The organism is Microvirga roseola (assembly GCF_020866965.1).
Taxonomy (GTDB): Bacteria; Pseudomonadota; Alphaproteobacteria; order Rhizobiales; family Beijerinckiaceae; genus Microvirga; species Microvirga roseola.
Window position 1 is genome coordinate 150,508 of the sequence record NZ_JAJATX010000002.1, and the last position, 17,660, is coordinate 168,167.

At 62.1% G+C, this 17,660-nt stretch carries 16 protein-coding genes; 11 read left to right on the plus strand and 5 right to left on the minus strand.

The window, feature by feature from the left end:
• The first annotated feature begins 66 nt into the window (after positions 1-66).
• Entirely contained in the window at positions 67-1,050 is a 984-nt protein-coding gene (locus tag LG661_RS02060) for a glycosyltransferase family 8 protein (RefSeq protein ID WP_268995423.1), read from the plus strand.
• Between the two features lie 489 nt (positions 1,051-1,539).
• On the opposite strand, the gene LG661_RS02065 is transcribed toward LG661_RS02060, so the two are convergent.
• The 5 genes from LG661_RS02065 to LG661_RS02085 all read right to left on the minus strand — a co-directional run bounded on the left by LG661_RS02065 (position 1,540) and on the right by LG661_RS02085 (position 8,212).
• Positions 1,540-2,466, minus strand: coding sequence for a BKACE family enzyme (locus tag LG661_RS02065; protein ID WP_230530200.1), 927 nt, complete (start codon positions 2,464-2,466; stop codon positions 1,540-1,542).
• A 22-nt stretch (positions 2,467-2,488) separates the two neighbouring features.
• Positions 2,489-3,421 (minus strand): 3-hydroxyacyl-CoA dehydrogenase, encoded by a 933-nt coding sequence (locus tag LG661_RS02070; RefSeq protein WP_230530201.1) that lies wholly within the window; start codon positions 3,419-3,421, stop codon positions 2,489-2,491.
• A gap of 20 nt (positions 3,422-3,441) precedes the next feature.
• Entirely contained in the window at positions 3,442-5,958 is a 2,517-nt protein-coding gene (locus LG661_RS02075) for a branched-chain amino acid ABC transporter ATP-binding protein/permease (protein ID WP_230530202.1), read from the minus strand.
• A 4-nt stretch (positions 5,959-5,962) separates the two neighbouring features.
• On the minus strand, positions 5,963-6,838 hold the full coding sequence (locus tag LG661_RS02080) for a branched-chain amino acid ABC transporter permease (protein ID WP_230530203.1): 876 nt from the start codon (positions 6,836-6,838) through the stop codon (positions 5,963-5,965).
• Positions 6,839-6,961: 123 nt separating this feature from the next.
• Complete coding sequence (locus LG661_RS02085) at positions 6,962-8,212, minus strand: ABC transporter substrate-binding protein (protein ID WP_230530204.1); 1,251 nt, start codon at positions 8,210-8,212, stop codon at positions 6,962-6,964.
• Positions 8,213-8,296: 84 nt separating this feature from the next.
• On the opposite strand from LG661_RS02085, the gene LG661_RS02090 reads away from it, so the two are divergent.
• The 10 genes from LG661_RS02090 (at position 8,297) to LG661_RS02135 (ending at position 17,658) form a co-directional block, all read left to right on the plus strand.
• A complete protein-coding gene (locus LG661_RS02090; protein ID WP_230530205.1) occupies positions 8,297-9,013 on the plus strand; it encodes a GntR family transcriptional regulator in 717 nt (238 codons plus the stop codon).
• 101 nt (positions 9,014-9,114) lie between these two features.
• Entirely contained in the window at positions 9,115-9,891 is a 777-nt protein-coding gene (locus LG661_RS02095) for an SDR family oxidoreductase (protein WP_230530206.1), read from the plus strand.
• 86 nt (positions 9,892-9,977) lie between these two features.
• Positions 9,978-11,084, plus strand: coding sequence for an AGE family epimerase/isomerase (locus LG661_RS02100; RefSeq protein ID WP_230530207.1), 1,107 nt, complete (start codon positions 9,978-9,980; stop codon positions 11,082-11,084).
• A 76-nt stretch (positions 11,085-11,160) separates the two neighbouring features.
• Positions 11,161-12,051 (plus strand): NAD(P)-dependent oxidoreductase, encoded by an 891-nt coding sequence (locus tag LG661_RS02105; protein ID WP_230530208.1) that lies wholly within the window; start codon positions 11,161-11,163, stop codon positions 12,049-12,051.
• Positions 12,052-12,330: 279 nt separating this feature from the next.
• Positions 12,331-13,320 (plus strand): TRAP transporter substrate-binding protein, encoded by a 990-nt coding sequence (locus tag LG661_RS02110; protein ID WP_230530209.1) that lies wholly within the window; start codon positions 12,331-12,333, stop codon positions 13,318-13,320.
• 82 nt (positions 13,321-13,402) lie between these two features.
• Positions 13,403-13,921 (plus strand): TRAP transporter small permease, encoded by a 519-nt coding sequence (locus LG661_RS02115; RefSeq protein ID WP_230530210.1) that lies wholly within the window; start codon positions 13,403-13,405, stop codon positions 13,919-13,921.
• A complete protein-coding gene (locus LG661_RS02120) occupies positions 13,918-15,237 on the plus strand; it encodes a TRAP transporter large permease (RefSeq protein ID WP_230530211.1) in 1,320 nt (439 codons plus the stop codon). Before LG661_RS02115 ends, LG661_RS02120 begins: the two co-directional genes overlap by 4 nt.
• Positions 15,234-16,022, plus strand: coding sequence for an SDR family NAD(P)-dependent oxidoreductase (locus LG661_RS02125; RefSeq protein WP_230530212.1), 789 nt, complete (start codon positions 15,234-15,236; stop codon positions 16,020-16,022). The genes LG661_RS02120 and LG661_RS02125 overlap by 4 nt, the downstream gene beginning before the upstream one ends.
• A 40-nt stretch (positions 16,023-16,062) precedes the next feature.
• Positions 16,063-16,542: a DUF2938 domain-containing protein gene (locus tag LG661_RS02130; protein ID WP_230530213.1), complete on the plus strand. Its 480-nt coding sequence runs from the start codon at positions 16,063-16,065 to the stop codon at positions 16,540-16,542.
• A 141-nt stretch (positions 16,543-16,683) separates the two neighbouring features.
• Positions 16,684-17,658, plus strand: coding sequence for a tripartite tricarboxylate transporter substrate binding protein (locus tag LG661_RS02135; RefSeq protein WP_230530214.1), 975 nt, complete (start codon positions 16,684-16,686; stop codon positions 17,656-17,658).
• Positions 17,659-17,660 lie beyond the last annotated feature (2 nt).

The following is a 17,660-nucleotide window of genomic DNA, read 5'->3' on the forward strand; positions in this document are numbered from 1 at the left end:
CTTCACGACCCACCGGATACGTATCTCATTCGCAAGTAGACCATGCCAGCAGGGGGACTGATAAAGATGTATGCTCTGACCAATGAGAGCCTTCCTGAGCAGATCTTGTTTAATACGGAGCGACCCGTCGTTCTCGTCAGCGCCGCAGATGGCCGGTTTGTCATGCCTATGACAGTGGCCCTTCACTCGGCTCTGTGCAATCTCGATCCTGGTGACCCGGTCATCGTCTATATCCTCGCCGATGGCATTTGCGACCAGGACCGTGCGCATAGCCTTGCCGTCCTCCAGCGGGCCCACCCGCGGGTTGCAGTCAGGTGGCTGGCGCCCGACATCCCCGATGCCCGAACCTTCCCGGAGAAACTCTGGCATAGTCGGGCAACATATCTCCGACTGCTGGTTCCGAGCGTTTTACCGGATCGGATCGGGCGCGCTCTCTACCTCGATGCCGATACCGTCGTCTGCCGGGATCTTGCACCCCTATGGTCCGTCGATATGAGAGGGCATTCGGTCATGGCCGTCGAGGGTTGGGGACACGCGACGCTGGGCGTCGCCATTCCCCAATTGATGCACCTCGTGGGGGCTCCTGCGGACAAGCCGTACTTCAATTCCGGAGTGATGCTGATGGATCTGCACCGCTGGCGGGAACAGCGGATCGTCGAGCGGACGCTCGATTTCCTTCAGGCGCACAAGGACCTGATCGTCTGGGCCGATCAGGACCCTCTGAACGCAGTTCTGGCTGGCGAATGGGGGCAGCTCGATCTAAGCTACAATGTCCAGATCGCGACCCTGCACCATCCGAAAGGCGTGAACGAGCGGGACCGCGAGAGGTATCTTCAAGCGGCAAGCGATCCCGCCATTCTGCACTACACCTGGAAGCGCAAGCCTTGGCACTGGCGCTACAGCGGCCCGAAGAACGACGCCTTTCTCCGGGCGGCGATCAAGAGCGGATGGTTCGCTCCGCTGGAAGGGCAGACATGGCAGGCAAGCCGTGCCCTGAGCCACTTGGCCTATCGCAGAGCGGTATCCGTGAAGCAGTTGGCCCGTGCCTGACGGGAGCGGAAGCGACAAGAGGGACCGCGCCGGAGGATCCATCGTCAGTCTCTCATGCGCGAGTATCCTTCAAGAAAGGCCGCTGTTCATCCTGAATGCCCAAATGTGAGGGAACCACAGCTCGTGTGACGTCTTGCCAAAGGACAGTCACCTGATGGAGCAGCCAATGTCCGGCACATCGAAGCCCGAGATCCCTTCCCGCGAGGAGCCCGATACCAAATTCCCATTACCGGAACTTCCCGATCTCGATCCCGTCCCGGAGGATGGAAGCCCGGCTGATCATAAAGGTCCATCGCCGGACGACTTCCCCTACGTTCCGCCACCAGGGACACAATAGAGAACTAAGACGATGAGCTGATCTTCTGGGCTATTGCGTTCCAAGCTGTGCCAAGAACAGGTTGCGACGCCACTTTGCACAGCATGGCTAACCGGGTGCGGGGCCCGCTCGGGCTCTGCTCCCGACGGCGGAGCCTCCGGGCTTCATTCCCGCTAGAAATTGACCCGGTCGCCGCCCTTCAGGGACAGCATCTCGCGCGCATCGTCAGGAGTGGCAATTTCCAAGCCCAATCCCTCAATGATCTGGCGCGCCATTCTCACCTGCTGCGCATTGGATTCCGCAAGCCTGCTCGGCCCGATCCAGAGCGAATCTTCCAATCCGACACGGACGTTGCCGCCCATGGCCGCCGCCTGGGCTGCGACAGTGAGCTGGTTTTTGCCTGCGCCGAGCACCGACCATTGATAGTCGCTTCCGAACAGCCGGTCGGCCGTGCGCTTCATGTGCGCAACATCCTCCGGATGTGGACCGATGCCGCCGAGCAGGCCGAAAACGCTCTGGACGAAGAGGGGGGGCTTGATAAGGCCGCGCTCGACGAAATGGGCGAGGGTGTAGAGATGGCCTATGTCGTAGCACTCGATTTCGAAGCGTGTGCCGTTCTCAGCACAGGTCGTCAGGATGTACTCGATATCGGCGAAGGTATTGCGGAAGATCCTGTCGCGCGAGCCCTCAAGATAGGGCTGCTCCCAATCATGCTTGAACTCCTTGAACCGATTGAGCATCGGATAGAGTCCGAAGTTCATCGAGCCCATGTTGAGGGAGGCTACCTCCGGCTTGTAGTGAGCCGCAGGCCGAACACGCTCCTCCACGAGCATGGTCGGCGCGCCACCCGTAGTGATGTTGATGACGCAGTTGCTGCGCTGCTTCACGACCTGCAGGAAGGGAGCGAAAGCCTCTGGCGACTGATCCGGCCTGCCGTTGCTCGGATCGCGCGCGTGGAGGTGCACGATTGCGGCGCCCGCTTCCGCCGCGCCGATTGCAGCTTGTGCGATCTCGTCCGGCGTGATGGGCAGATGAGGGGACATGGAGGGCGTATGAATCGCACCCGTGACGGCGCATGTAATGATGACTTTGCGTGCCATATGTTTTTCCTTTTTGAGGGGATCACATGTTTAGTTGCGATCGCTTGTGAGCCTTCAAAGCGGCCAGACGCTTGTCCCGCCATGCGGTACGCCTCGCGAGCGCATCGGGTCCTGGCGCTTTACCCCAGGCTTCGAGGATGCGCGCCACGTTCTCGCTGCCCCAGACCTGGGGTTTGGCGGGATCCTCGGAGAGGCGACGGTAGAAGCCCGTATAGCGCTTGCAGTAATCGGCGATGCCGCCCGGCGCGTTGAGTTCGATGGTCTCGAAAGGACCGAGGAAGGACCAGCGCAGGCCGAGCCCGTCCTTCAAGGTCTTATCGAGGTCCTGCGGACTCACCACGCCTTCGCCGACAAGCCTGAACGCCTCCGCCAGCAATGCACCCTGCAAGCGATTGAGAACGAAACCTTCAACCTCGTGATTAACGATGATAGGGACCTGCTCCACGCTCTGATAAATCTCGCGGGCGCGGGTGATCGCCTCTTGAGACGTCCAGGGAGCGCCACAGAGCTCGACGATGGGGACGAGGTGAGGAGGGTTGACCGGATGCGCCACGAGGCAGCGGCCCCGACCTGCCAGTCCTTCGGTGAACTGGGATGCGACGATGGCGGAGGTCGATGACGCCAGGAGGGCGTCCGCCGGCGCAATCCGGTCGAGCTCGGCGAAAATAGCCTGCTTGATCTCAACGTTTTCGGGGCCGTTCTCCTGCACAAGGGCCACGCCCTGAACAGCATCCTCGAGCGATGGCACTGCAACGATGCGCCCTGCCGCATCTGTGGGATCGGTGACAAGGTTATGCGTGGCGAGTTCATCGAGACCTTCGCGGATCAGGCGGGGCATGTTCTCAAGCGCCTCGGCATGAGGATCCGTGATGCGCACATCCCAACCGGCCCGCGCAAAGACCATCGCCCAAGATCGGCCGATCAGCCCCGCGCCAACGATAGCTACACTTGGCATTCCAGTCTCTCCATTGGCAGTTAAAGCCACAGAACCTTGCGCCGGAGATCGAGATCATCCCGCAGAGCGTTCGACGGGCCGGTATGGATGACCCGCCCCCGCTCAAGCGCCACCGTTCGGTCGGACAGGGCGAGGGCAAGGTCGAGGTGGTGATCGACGATGATGATGGAGACTTCGCGCCGGAGCTTGTCGAAGCTTTCGAAGAGCTGCTCGACGATGGCAGGGGCAAGGCCTTCGAACGGCTCATCGAGGAGGAGCACCCTCACGTCGCCCGAGAGCGCCCGTGCTACGGCTACCATCTGCTGCTCGCCGCCAGAAAGGAAATCCGCCGGCGTGTCGAGCCTCTCGCGGATTCGGGGAAAGTACTCGAAAATCCGGTCCAGGTCCCACCGGACCCCGTGGCCGGTCTCGCGCTTGAGCCGCCCGAGCTCCAGGTTCTGGGCCACGGTCATACCGGCAAACAGCCCGCGTCCCTGCGGCACGTAGCCGATGCCAAGCCGGGCAATGGTTGCGGCCGGCTGGCCGGCAATTTCCCGTCCGTCGAGGCTGATTGAACCCGAAGAGGGCGGGGCGATGCCGATAAGCGTCTTGAGCAGGGTGGACTTGCCCGCGCCGTTTCGGCCGAGAAGCGCGATGATCTCATGGCGGTGGACGTTGAGGGAGACATCCGCCAGGACGTGGCTCTTGCCATAGAACGTATTGACCTTCTCGACCGTTAGCACAGTTCCGGCCTCGGCCGCGCTCTCCCGGCTTTTCGCAGCCACATTGGCCGTGCCCGAGCCAATGTAGATCTCCTGTACCTGCTGGCTAGTGCGGGCCTCCTCGACGGTGCCGTCGACCAGCACCTGGCCGGCATTCATCACGGTCACGGCATCGGCGATCTGGAACACGCGGTCGATATCGTGCTCGACGAGCAGCATCGGCACGTCCGAGGAAATGCGCTTGATGATATCGCCGATGCGCTGGCGCTCGGCTGCCGCCAAGCCCGCGAGCGGCTCATCGAGCAGCAGGACCCTGGGCTTCGTGGCAAGGGCCAGCCCCATGTCGAGAAGGCGCTGGCCGCCATACGAGAGCGCACCGGCCTCGGCCTTCTCGATTCCGGCGATGCCAAGATAGCGGATGAGCGCCGATGTCTCGGATTCGATCCCTTTGATCGAGCGCGCGGGGGGCCACGGGTTGAAGCGCTGCGGATGGCGTGCCTGCACGGCGAGGCGCACATTCTCCTCGACGCTCAGAGTCGGGAACAGGTTTGTGATCTGGAACGAGCGCCCGATGCCAGCCCGTGTGATCGCTTCTGGAGACAGGCCGGCGATGGAGCGGCCCCAGAGCAGCACGTCGCCTTCATCAGGCGTGTAGAAGCCGGATATCACATTGAAGGCCGTCGTCTTGCCGGCGCCGTTGGGGCCGATCAGGGCATGCAGACTGCGGTCGCGCACCGCGATGTTCACGCCCTCGATGGCCTTGAGCGCGCCGAAGCCTTTGGAAATGGCTCGCGCCTCCAGCACGATGCCGTCGACGTGATCGGCGGGCTTGAGGAACGAGGGGAGGGGCTCGTCCGTGAGCGTGCGCCCGGCCATGGCGGCTTCTTCCGCTATTTGGCGGCGGAATGGTGCCGTAACCCGCTGCGCGATGCCGACCAGTCCTGTCGGCGAGAGGATGATGAACCCCACGAAGAGGATGCCGAAATAGAGCAGCCAGTGCGGGGTCCAAATCGACAAGAACTCCCGGAACAGAATGTAGAAAAGAGCGCCGAGGGCGGGCCCGAGAAAGCTGCGCATGCCCCCGATCACGACCATGGCGATCAGCTCGCCCGAGAACGCCACCGACAGCGGCTCAGCCGAGGCGAACCGGTGATTGAAGACCGACAGCATGCCGGCAAGCCCGACGACGGTGGCGGAGACCACAAACCCGAGAAGCTTATAGCGGTTCGTCGGATAGCCGAGAAAGCGGGCGCGCTGCTCGTTCTCGCGGATCGCCACCAGGACGCTTCCGGCCGGCGAGCCGTGAAAGCGCAGCAGAAAGAAGCACACGGCGAATGCAGTTGCGGCAACGAACCAGTAGTAGGTCCAATCGTCCCTCAGATCGAAGCCGAACAGGTTTGCGCGCACCACGCCACCCAGGCCGCTCTCGCCTCCGGTCAATGCCGTCCAGCGATAGGCAATCGCAAAGATCATTGCAGCCAACGCCAGGGTCAGCAGCGAAAAGTAGACGCCCCGCCGCCGCAGGATGAGCGCTCCCACGGGTGCAGACACCGCTACGATGAAGGCGATGGTAAAGAGGGCTGGAAGAAGCACGCTGTCCGGGAACCAGTGGATCTGGCTCAGTGCCGCCGCATAGGCACCGAGCCCGAACCAGACGCCGTGGCCGAAGGATACCAATCCCGTGTAGCCGACCAGAACGTTGAGGCCGAGGCAGGCGACGGCGAACACCACCACGTCGATTGCAGAGCGGAGCGGCATCCCGATGGGGTCGAGGACAACGGGCAGCAGAACGAGAGCAACAGCTGCGATGAGGAGAGGCCAGTAATCCTTGCGCATCGACCTACTCGAATTTCTGGATGCGTTCGCCCAGCAACCCGCGGGGCCGCAGGAGCAGCACGAGAGCCATCAGCAGGTACATCGAGGCTTCTCCTGCTGGGGGAAAGAAGTAGATGGTGAGACCTCGGACAACGCCGACGAGGGCTGCCGCCGCAATCACGCCCCAGAAGGATCCCAGCCCGCCGATCACGACGACGACGAAGGCTGCCGTGAGGATCTCCGCACCCATGGCCGGATGCACGCCCGAGATCGGCGCCAGCAGGACGCCGGCAAGGCCCGCCAGTCCGATGCCGATGGCGGCAATGGCTGTCATGTAGGGCTGAAGCGAGATGCCCAGGGCACCCACCATGTCCGGGTTCTGCACTCCCGCCCGGACCACCCGCCCGAACGCCGTGCGGTAGACCAGGAACCAGGTTGCGGTCACGGCCGCGAGGGCCACGCCGAAGATGATGAGCCGGTAGCGGGGATAGATGAAGTCGCCGACGAAAACCTGCCCTCGGAGGGCCGGAGGGATCGAGAAGGGCAGGGGAGCGGCCCCGAAGATCATCCGCAGGCTCTGCTCAATGATCATGGCGAGGCCAAATGTAAGCAAAAGGCTGAGGATGGGGTCGGAGCGATAAAAGCGCCGGAAGAACAGGCGCTCGACGGTCACGCCCAGCAGCGCCACGAGGATCGGCGAGGCCACGAAGGCTCCCGCGAATCCGATCCTGGGAGCCAGTGTCACGGCGAGATAGGCGCCGACGGCGTAGAAGGCGCCGTGGGCGAGATTCACGATCCCGCCCAGGGAGAAGATCAAGGAGAGCCCCAGGGCGATCAGGAGGTAATAGGCACCCACCAGAAGGCCGTTCAGCACCTGCTCGAGGATGAAGACGAACGCCAAGCGAAAACCCCTTTTCCCACCCCAAAAGCCCCCTGCCGCGAGGGGGCTCAAGCGAAAACGGAATACCGTGCTCGCCAGGCTGGGCGGTTTGCAGCCACCCAGCCTGACCAAGCGTGAATCGTCTCAGGCCTGGATCTTGCAGGTGCCGTCCTTTGGCGGGGCCAGGACCTCGAGGTCGTCGTTCGCGCCGGGGACCGCGCCCAACGGCTCATAGATATCCCACTGGTTCGCCATCTTTTCGGGCTCCTTAGCCCGCACGGCGTACATCTCCTGAACCATCTGGTTGTCGTAGGGCCGGAAGTAGCCTTCCCGGTTTTTCAGGATGTCGAACTTCGCGCCCTTTCGCAGATGCTCGGCCAGCTTCTGCGGGTCGGGGGATTTCAGCTCGTCGAACGACTGAGCGACGATCTTCAGGGAGTTGTAGTCGCCCCAGCTCTGGTTCTCTGGCGGCTTGCCGTACTTCTTGGTGAAGGCCTCGACGTATTTCCGCGACGAGGGAGTATCGACCATGTGGTGCCAGATCAGCGGCCAGATGCCGGAGAAGTTGCCCTGACCGGCACCCCAGGCGACGGCCGTATCGAATCCGAAGCCGGTGATCGGAAACTGAAGGCCGTATTCCGCATATTGCTTGATGAAGTTCGTGATCTGGTTGCCGGCGAGGTTGGAGGCGACGACATCGGGCTGGGCCTGGCGGATCTTGAGCAGGTATGGGCTAAAGTCGGTGGCGTCCGTGGGGACGAGCTCCTCGCCGATGAACTCTCCGCCGTTATCGGACACGAACTTCTTGGCCACCTTAAACAGGTCATGGCCGAAGGCGTAGTCGGCGGTTAGGGAGTACCACTTCTTCCCCTGGATCATGTTCTCGTCCTTCAGGTAGGTGCCGACGGACCTGACCATCATCGAGTTCGCGGCCTCGATGTGGAACATGAACGGGTTGCAGCTTTCGCCGCGCAGCGCATCGGAATTGGCGCCTGTATTGATGAACACCGTCTTGGTTCGGTTGGCGACCTGGCCGATGGCAAGCGCCGAGGCGGACGAGATCTCGCCGATGATCATGGCGACTTTGTCGCGCTCGATCAGGCGCTCGGCCTTGGCCGATGCCGTCTGCGGGTTGACCGAATCCTCCATCACGAGCTCGACCTTGCGGCCTAGCACGCCGCCGGCGGCGTTGATCTCCTCGGCGGCAAGCTGCACGCCCATCTGGGCGAATTCTCCGAGCGGTCCCAGGAACCCCGTGATCGGCGTGAGGTGTCCGATCCGGATTACGTCGGATTGTGCCTTGACGATCGCCGGCATCCCGAGGCCTGCGAGCGCGGTGGCGCCGGCCGCTCCCTTAAGGAGCGTACGACGGGTCAAGTCATCTGAATGTGCCATGGCCGTTTCCTTCCTCCTGATTTTCGGTGCCGCGGTTCTTGCCGCGATCTGTGATCACAGTTAGGCTGTCTGAAAATGAGCAACTTGTCGAGCCCCCGAAACACCGAGGCCCCTTCAGCGATCGCCCAAATCGGCCGGCTGGAGCGCATCACCCTGGGCGAGCGGGTCCATGCAGAATTGCGTGAGCTTCTGATGAGCGGTGAGCTCGCTCCCGGACAGAAGATGTCCCTGCGCAGCGTGGCCGAGACACTTGGCGTGTCGATCATGCCTGTCCGGGAGGCGGTCGCGCGGCTCATCTCTGACCAATCTCTTGAGGTGCTGCCGAACCGCGCTGTTCGCGTTCCGCTGATGACCCGTTCGCGGTTCCGGGAACTGACCACCGTCAGGCTCGCAATCGAGGGCTTCGCCGTGGAGGAGGCGGCGAGCAATCACGCAAAATCCGACCTGGCGGCGATGGGACGCTTCGAGCAGCAGTTCCTGGCCGAGGCACGCAGCCCCGATCCGCATGCGGATCGGGCCGTGCGCGCGAACAAGGAGCTACACTTCGCCGTCTATCGCGCCTCCGGCCTGCCGTCGCTGGTGGGGATCATCGAAGGCCTCTGGCTGAAGATCGGCCCGGTTCTGAACTTCGACCTCAAGGCTTCTCCCGAGCGAATGCGGACGGGCGGCGCGACGGAGCATCACGGCCGTCTCGTGGCTGCAGTCAGGGCCGGAGACCGGACAGCTGCGCGCCAGGCGCTCGTCGACGACATCCAGGGCGCAGCTGACTTCATCGAGAGCACCGGACGTTTGCTGGATTAGGCGGACGACGAGGCCTTCAGAGAACGCTCCGCCAGGAGCGGGCGAAAAAATGGGAACAGGCCTCGCATGCACAGGGGCCGGCTGGAGGGACGGAGACGAGAATGGATCTCAATATCGAGGGACTGCGGGTGCTGATAACCGCGGGCGCAGCCGGAATCGGGCTTGAAATCGCTCGTACTTTCCAGCGGGAGGGCGCACGCGTGCATATCTGTGACGTCGATCTCTCCGCCCTTGATGCGGCGACCTCAACCGATCCCGAGCTGACGTCGTCCTACGGCGATGTTGCGGATCGGGGCGATGTCGCCCGGGTGTTCGAGGAAGCTCTGACCATCCTTGGCGGGCTTGATGCTCTCATCAACAACGCCGGTATCGCAGGGCCGACCGCACGGGTGGAGGAGATCAACCCCGAGGATTGGGATCGGACGCTTGAGGTGTGCATTACAGGCCAGTTCAACTGCACGCGCTTGGCCGTCCCCCACCTGAGAAAGAGCGAGAATGCCTCGATCGTGAATCTCTCGTCCGCGGCGGGCCGCTTCGGCTTTCCCCTGCGTACCCCCTATGCAGCGGCCAAATGGGCCGTGATCGGCTTCACGAAATCCCTCTCGAGGGAGCTCGGTGAGGACGGAATCCGGGTGAATGCGGTCCTGCCCGGGGTGGTCGCAGGCGACCGGCAGCGCCGCGTGCTCGAAGCGAAGGCTCAACAGCTTGGCGTATCCTTCGACGAGATGCAGCGCCGGGCGCTCGCGAACACCTCCTTGAGGGAATACGTGACGGCCCAGCAACTCGCCGATCAGATCGTCTTCCTGTGCTCGCCCCTGGGGCGCACGATCTCGGGTCAGGCTATCGCAGTCGACGGCGATCTGCAGGTTCTTTTCTGACGGGCATCTTTAGGCCTGTCCGCATCAGTGACTGGTTTATGGTTGAGGCTACGATAAATCCTCGCGTCTTCCTTCTTGACCAAGTCTTGCCTTTCTGGGCAGAGCGCGCGTTCGATCCTCGGCTCGGCGGCTATGTCACTGAGCTGACGTCGGAGGGGCACCCCGTTCCTGAGGACAGGCGCTCCTGCCTGGTCCAGGCCCGCATGCTCTACACCTTCAGCCATGCGTATTACCTTGCGCGCGAGGACTGGGCCCTCGACGCTGCCCGGCAGGCATTGGATTTCATGATGACGAGGCTGAAGCGCCCCGACGGGGCCTTCGCGGCGTCTGTCAGTCTGGATGGGCACTGGGCAAGGGCCGATCTCGTCGACTTCTATGATCAGGCTTTCGTGCTCTTCGGCCTCGCCTGGTGGGGCCGCGCAAGCGGTGATCCGGAGGCTCTGACTGTGGCGAGAGAAACCCTTGCCACGCTCGACCGCACCTTGAAGGACCCGGTCCACGGCGGGTGGAGGGAGGCCAACAGGGAGCAGGGCCCCCGTCGGCAAAACCCGCACATGCATCTTCTTGAAGCAATGCTCGCCTGGTTCGAAACGACAGGAGACGAGGCCTGGATCGACCCGGCGCGGGAGATCATACGGCTGTTTCACGAACGATTCTTCGACAAGCCGACGGGCACATTGCGGGAGTTCCTCGAGGCCGATCTGTCGCCGGCTTCCGGGCAGGCCGGACTGATCCGTGAGCCGGGACATCATTTCGAGTGGGTCTGGCTACTTATACACTACAACCGGCTAACCGGCGACAAGGAGGTGCTCGCGCCGGCCGAGCGGCTATACGAGACCGCCCGCCGGTACGGGGTCGATCATGCAGGCCTTGTGGTCGAAGCCATGGACCCTCACGGCGTAGTGCTCGAGCCCGCACGGCTCCTATGGCCTCAGACCGAGGCGGTGAAGGCTGCCCTGGCACGGGCGGAGTTTCTTGAGGCCGACCTCGCCGAGGCGAACACCTTCCTCACCGCAATGCTGGCCACGCATTTTCCGGCGTCCGGGCCGCTCTGGATCAATCATGTCTCGGCTCAAGGGGAGCCTCTTTCGCGGCACGTGCCGACGCGTCTCTTGTATCATCTGACGCTTTGCATTGCCGAACACGCGCGGCTTTGCACGCCGGCGGAGCAGGATGTTGTCATGACGATCTGACAAGAGGACGGAGCAGGGAAACGGGCTGCCCAAGCTTCAGAGGCAGGGTACGACAGACAGGACAGGGAGGAAGAGCATGGCGAATATCGGCTTCATCGGCATAGGTCTCATGGGGCATGGCATGGCCAAGAACCTCATGGAGAAGGGCCACAGGCTCACGATTCTGGCCAACCGCAGCCGCGAACGCGTGGATGACCTCATTGCTCGCGGAGCCACAGAGGCGAAGAGCCCGCGCGAGGTGGCGGCCGCTTCCGATCTCGTGCTCACCTGCGTTCCCACGTCGGAGGATGTGGAAGGCCTCGTCTATGGCGACAGCGGCATGCTCGCCGGTGCGCGGGACGGGTTCATTCACATCGATACTTCTACGGCCAACCCTGTCTCGACGCTCAGAATCGCCGCGGACTACCACGCTGCGGGCCTGCGCTTCGTCGATGCGCCGCTGGCGCGTACGCCGAAGGAAGCGCAAGAAGGGCGGCTCAACGTTATGGTCGGCGCCAGCCAGGAACTGTTCGATGAGATCCTGCCCATTCTCAAGTGCTTCGCCGAGAACGTGTTTCGGGTCGGGGAGCTGAGTGCGGGGCACAAGATCAAGCTCATCAACAACTTCATGGCGATGAGCCATGCGAGCGTTGTCGCAGAGGCGGTGGCGACCGCCCGCGCGGCCGGCGTAGAACCGAAGGCCCTGTACGACCTGGTGTCCGCAGGCGGGGCGAACAGCGCGATGTTCCAGATGATCATGCCCTACGTGCTTGAGGGCGATGCGAGCCGGCTGCAATTTGCCATCACCAATGCCCGAAAGGACCTCAGCTACTTCATCGCCATGGCGAATGCTGCCAAGACGGTGGGGCTCGTGGGTCCTGCCGTTCTGCAGACCCTGACTCTGGCCAATGCGCTGGGACACGGCAGTAAGCTGGTGCCTCATCTCACAGACGTTCTCTCGCAGCTGAATGGCCGCCCGCAGGGCTGAGTGCAGCTCGCCTAAAATGGAGGTGCGCACGAGAAGCAACGGCAACTGAGCTGGGGGGCTCAGAATCCTTCATAAACCTTCGGGCGAGCGCCGCCCGAGGGAAGTGATGAATTGTTGCGTAAAATTATGATTGATACTGTGATGTAAATACGAAGTACTCAAGGCAGATAACTCTGCGAAATATCAAAGTTCACGCCGCGGCAGTATTGAAAAATATTCCATTGCCTTGCAGGATATCGCCATGAGCCCCGCCAGAGGGCCATGAGGGAGGAAATGAATATGAGAAGGATACTTACCGCGGGATTTCTCGGCGCAGGATTGGCTCTCAGCATTTCGGGCGCGTACGGGCAGCAGGCCATCGAGCTCCATGGCGCATCCCAGTTCAACGACGATCATGCCTTTACGAAGTCGCTGGCCAAGTTCGGAGAGCTTCTCAAGGCTTGTTACGGAAAACCGCTCAACATCGTGCTCCACAAGAACAGCGAACTGGGATTGGAGAAGCAGTATTTCGAATACATGTCGCAGGGGCGGGCGGTGGATTTCGCCGTTGTGTCTCCCGCACACATGTCGACCTTCTCGAAGGCGGCTCCTTTCATCGACGCACCATTCCTCTTCCGCGACCTGGATCACTGGAACGCGGTGCTGGACCAGGATCTCCTGAAACCTATTGCGGACGAGATCGGCAAACGCGCCGACGTGATGCTGGTAGGATATGCCGGGGGGGGCATCCGCAATATCTTTGCGACGAAGCCGCTTGGGAACATGGAGGATCTGAAGAACCTGAAAGTCCGCGTCCAGGGCGCACCGATCTGGAGTCGCACGTTCCAGGCCGCGGGCATGGCGCCGACCGTCATCGCCTATAACGAGATCTATAACGGCATTCAGAATGGCGTCATCGAAGCAGGCGAGAACGAAGCCGCCGGTGTCGAGCAGATGCGCTTCTTCGAAGTCGCGCCGCAACTCGCGATGACGCAGCATGCGATCACGATCCGTCCCATCGTGTTCTCAGGTAAGACCTTCCGCAATATGCCCGCCGAACTGCAGGCCTGCGTGGCGAAGGCGGGCAAGGAAGCTGGCGCACACGGACGTCAGATCGAGTCGAGCGAAGACACCGCAAAACTCGAAGCGCTGGAAAGCGCGGGCAAGCTGAAACGTGTGCCGTTCGCTGACCGCGAAGCCATGAAAGCCGCAGTCGATCCGGTGCTTGCTGCCTATGCCAAGGAGATCGGTGCGGAGGAGATCCTGGCCAAGATCAACGCCATCAAGTGAGGCTGCAGATCTCATTGGGCTGCTGGTCGGACTCGTCCAGCAGCCCCCACGTATCGAGGGAGATTGAGTCCGAGAGGCAGCCATGACTGACGCGACTTATGATGATCAGCCCGGGGGCGGATGGCGCAAAGTGTCCGCACTCTATCATAGGTTTCTTTGCATTATTCTCGCCGTCTCAATCCTGATCCTGATCTTCCCGGTCACTTTGCAGGTTTTCGCGCGTTTTCTACCCTTCCTGCCACACTGGATCTGGACTGAGGAAATGGCTCGCCTGCTCTTCGTCTGGACGATCATGATCGGCGCCACCGTCGGTGTGCGCGAGAGCAAACACTTCGAGGTCGACATGTGGCCATTGCTGTCGGCGAAACCCAATGCGGTGCTGCGCCTGATCGCCCGAACAGGAATCGGCATCATCGCCTTCGTGTTTCTCTGGATGGGTGTCGAGTTCACCGAATTCGCCTGGTACAGAATATCCGAACTGGCCGAACTGCCGCTCTGGATCATCCATATCGCGTGGCCGATCGCCGGGTTCAGCTGGCTCCTGTTCCTGGGGGAGCAGGCCTATGATGATCTCCGCATCCTCTCGGGGAAATCTGCATGACCGGCTCCATCCTTTCCTCGGGGCAGGCCGCCACGATCCTGTTCGGTCTCTTCTTCCTCTGCCTGTTCCTGCGCGTGCCGGTCGCATTCTCCCTTGCACTCGCCTGCTTGCCGATCCTTCTGATCGAGCCACGCCTGTCGGCGATGACGCTCCTCCAGGAGACCTTCAACGCCTATAATTCGTTCATTCTGCTCGCAGTCCCGTTCTTCCTCCTGACCGCGAATCTCATGAACGGGGGCGGCATCACGAAACAGTTGCTGCGCCTCTCACGGGCGATGGTCGGACACTTCCCCGGCGGGCTTGCCCAGATCAATGTGGTCCTGTCCTTCTTCTTTGCTGGCATCTCCGGATCCTCCACTGCGGATGCGGCCAGTCAGTCGAAGATCTTCATCGACGCCCAGCGCCAGGAGGGATACGACGACAGCTTCTCCGTTGCGATCACAGCCGTCTCCTCGGTGCTGGCTGTCATCATTCCACCGTCGATTCTGATGATCATCTGGGGCGGTGTTCTCACCACCTCCATCGGCGCGCTCTTCCTTGCAGGCGTTGTTCCTGGCGCGCTGATCGCCTTCGCGCAGATGGCGACCGTGCACGCCTATGCGAAGATCCGCGGCTACCCGACCTACCCGCGCGCCACCTGGCTGGAGTTTGGGCGCGGCCTGGTGGTCTCGATCCCTGCACTGATGACGCCGCTCATCATCATCGGCGGCAAGGTCTTCGGCTGGTTCACGGCCACGGAAGCCGCGTGCATCGCTGTCCTTTATGCGACATTCCTGAGCGTTCTCTATTACCGGCAGATGACCTTTCGTGGTTTCTACGAAGCCCTTCTCGATACGGGGCGCTTCGCCTCGATTGCACTCTTTTGCGTTGGAACGGCCAGCGCCTTCGGCTGGCTTCTCGCCTACTACAAGATCCCGCAGGCGATCCTCGCGAATGTCGCGGCCTGGGACCTGGGCCAGATCGGGATGGGTCTCCTGGTTGCAGCGACCTTTCTTATCGTCGGATGCTTCCTCGATGCGATCCCGGCCATCATCATCGTGGGAACGATCCTGCAGCCGCTTACCCAGTCGGTCGGCATGGATCCGGTGCAGTTTGCTATGATCGGCATCGTCTCGCTTGCTTTCGGCCTCATCACGCCACCCTATGGGCTCTGTCTGCTCATCGCCTGCTCGATCGCTGAGAAGCGTCTCTACGATGTCCTGAAGGATGTCCTCATCATGCTGGTGCCGATGCTCCTGGTGCTCATTCTGATCATCCTGTGGCCGGACCTTGTTCTCTTCCTTCCAAGCCTCATCTCGCCAGAGTTCCTGCAATGACATCACCAGAGACTTATCCCACCATTCCAGACCTCGCCGGAAAGGCCATCCTCATCACCGGTGCGAGTACCGGCATCGGAGCCGCAGCGGCCATCGCATTCGGGCGTAGCAAGGCGCACGTGGCGATCCACTACAACGCCAGTGAGGCCCCGGCGCGGCAGGTCGTCGAAGAGGTGCAGGCCGCTGGCGGGGAGGCGTTTCTGATCCAGGCCGATGTGACCGAGCCCGAGGCGGCGGCACGGGTTGTGGCGAGTACCGTCGATCGCTTCGGCCGGCTGGATGTTCTCGTCAACAATGCCGGCGGCCTGGTCAAGCGGACCCCGATCCAGGATTATACGGACGAGTATGTCGATGCGGTGCTCGCGCTGAACGTCGAGCAGGTCGTGCGCTTCGTGCGAGAGGGCGCCTCCCATATGCGGGCGCAGCGCAGCGGCTCCATCATCAATGTCTCGTCGATTGCGGCCCGTCATGGCGGCGGACCGGGCTCGGTCATCTATGCGGCGGCCAAAGGGTTCATCTCGGTGGCGACGCGGGGCTGGGCCAAGGAACTCGTCAAGGACGGTATTCGCGTCAATGCGGTTTCTCCCGGCGTCATCATGACCCCCTTCCACGAGCGCTATTCGACCCCGGAGCAGTTGACTGCCATGCAGGCCACGATTCCCATGGATCGCCTCGGCTCTGCGGAGGATTGCGTCGGCGCCTTTCTTTATCTCGCCTCGAACCGTCTCAGCGGATACGTCACCGGCCAAATCATGGAGGTGAATGGCGGACAGTACATGCCGTAGATGCGCCCGCGAAGCCGGGTGGAGGAGACGGAACTGACAGATGATCGAATTTCTCTATCGCACGGTTCTCATCGGAGTTGGCGCAACCGCTTTACTCGACCTCTGGGCGCTCCTCCTGCAGCGGTTTTTTAGGATTCCAGCGCCGAATTGGAAGCTGGTGGGACGCTGGTTCTGTCACATCACCGAAGGCAGGGTATTTCACGACGACATCACGCTCGCGCGCCCCTTTCCTCATGAACATGCCGTCGGCTGGCTCGGCCATTACGCGGTTGGCATTGTCTATGCGGGTCTGCTCCTGATCTTCGCTCGCCCAGACTGGCCTGCCGCGCCGAGCCTCGTGCCGGCATTAGCCGTGGGCCTCATGACCGTGGGAGCCGGCTGGTTTCTGCTGCAGCCCGGCATGGGGGCCGGCATCGCAGCATCCAAGCGCCCCAACGCCCAACAGGTCAGGGTCCTCAATATCGCAGGTCATGTGGTCTTCGGACTTGGGCTCTACGGGAGCGCCCTGCTCATCCGCTAGGGCGGCAAGTTCAGGATCGGGTCAACAATGGGCAGCAGGAGGTGGAAAACAAGGCAGACTGGTCGATAATCTTTTTGTGACGCAACGTAGATCAAGGACCGGCTCCACCAGAACAAGGAGCAGGCATATTGGGAGGAAAGAATGCTACGCCGTAATTTCCTGAAGACATTCGCTGTTGCTGCCGTTTCGCTCGCTGCCGCTGCCGGGTCGGCATGGGCAGCCTATCCTGAGCGGCCGATCACCATCATTGTGCCCTGGGCCGCTGGCGGCGGGACGGATGCGACGGCCCGTATCATCGGGTCGCTGCTCGAGAAGGAGCTCGGCCAACCGGTCAACGTCGTCAACCGGACCGGCGGCAGCGGCGTCGTCGGCCACGAGGCGATCGCGGCAGCCGCCCCGGACGGCTACACCTTGGGGCTGGCAACGGTCGAAATCGGAATGCTGCATTGGCAGGGGCTCACCGAGCGTAGCTACAATGATTACACCCCGATTGCGCTGATGAACCTCGATCCCGCCGGCGTGCAGGTTCGGGCTGATGCGCCCTACAAGTCCGTGAAGGATCTGGTCGAGGACATCAAGAAGAACCCGGGCAAGTTCAAAGCCTCGGGCACGGGGCAGGGCGGCATCTGGCATCTCGGTATTGCTGGCATGCTCGACAGTCTCAACATCGATCCGAGCACCGTCCGCTGGATTCCGAGCCAGGGCGCTGCGCCGGGGCTGCAGGATCTCGTTGCGGGCGGCGTCGAGATCGTCCCCAGCTCCCTACCGGAGGCGCGCTCGCTCATCGATGCCGGACGCGTCAAGAGCCTTGCCGTCATGAATCCCGAGCGTAACCCGGCTTTCCCGAATGTTCCGACGCTGGAGGAGGAGACCGGCAGCAAATGGGCCATCGGCGCCTGGCGCGGAATCGTCGGACCGAAGGGCATGCCTGAGGACGTCACGAAACGGCTCACCGAGGCGCTGGACAAGATCTACAAGAGCAAAGAGTACAACGAATTCATGGGCCAGCGGGGCTTTGGCGTAAAATTCGCGGCCGGCGACGACTTCCTGCAATTCTGGAAGAAGAGCGACGAGGATCTCGGAGCCGTGATGAAAAAGGTCGGGCTTGCCAAGTAGGG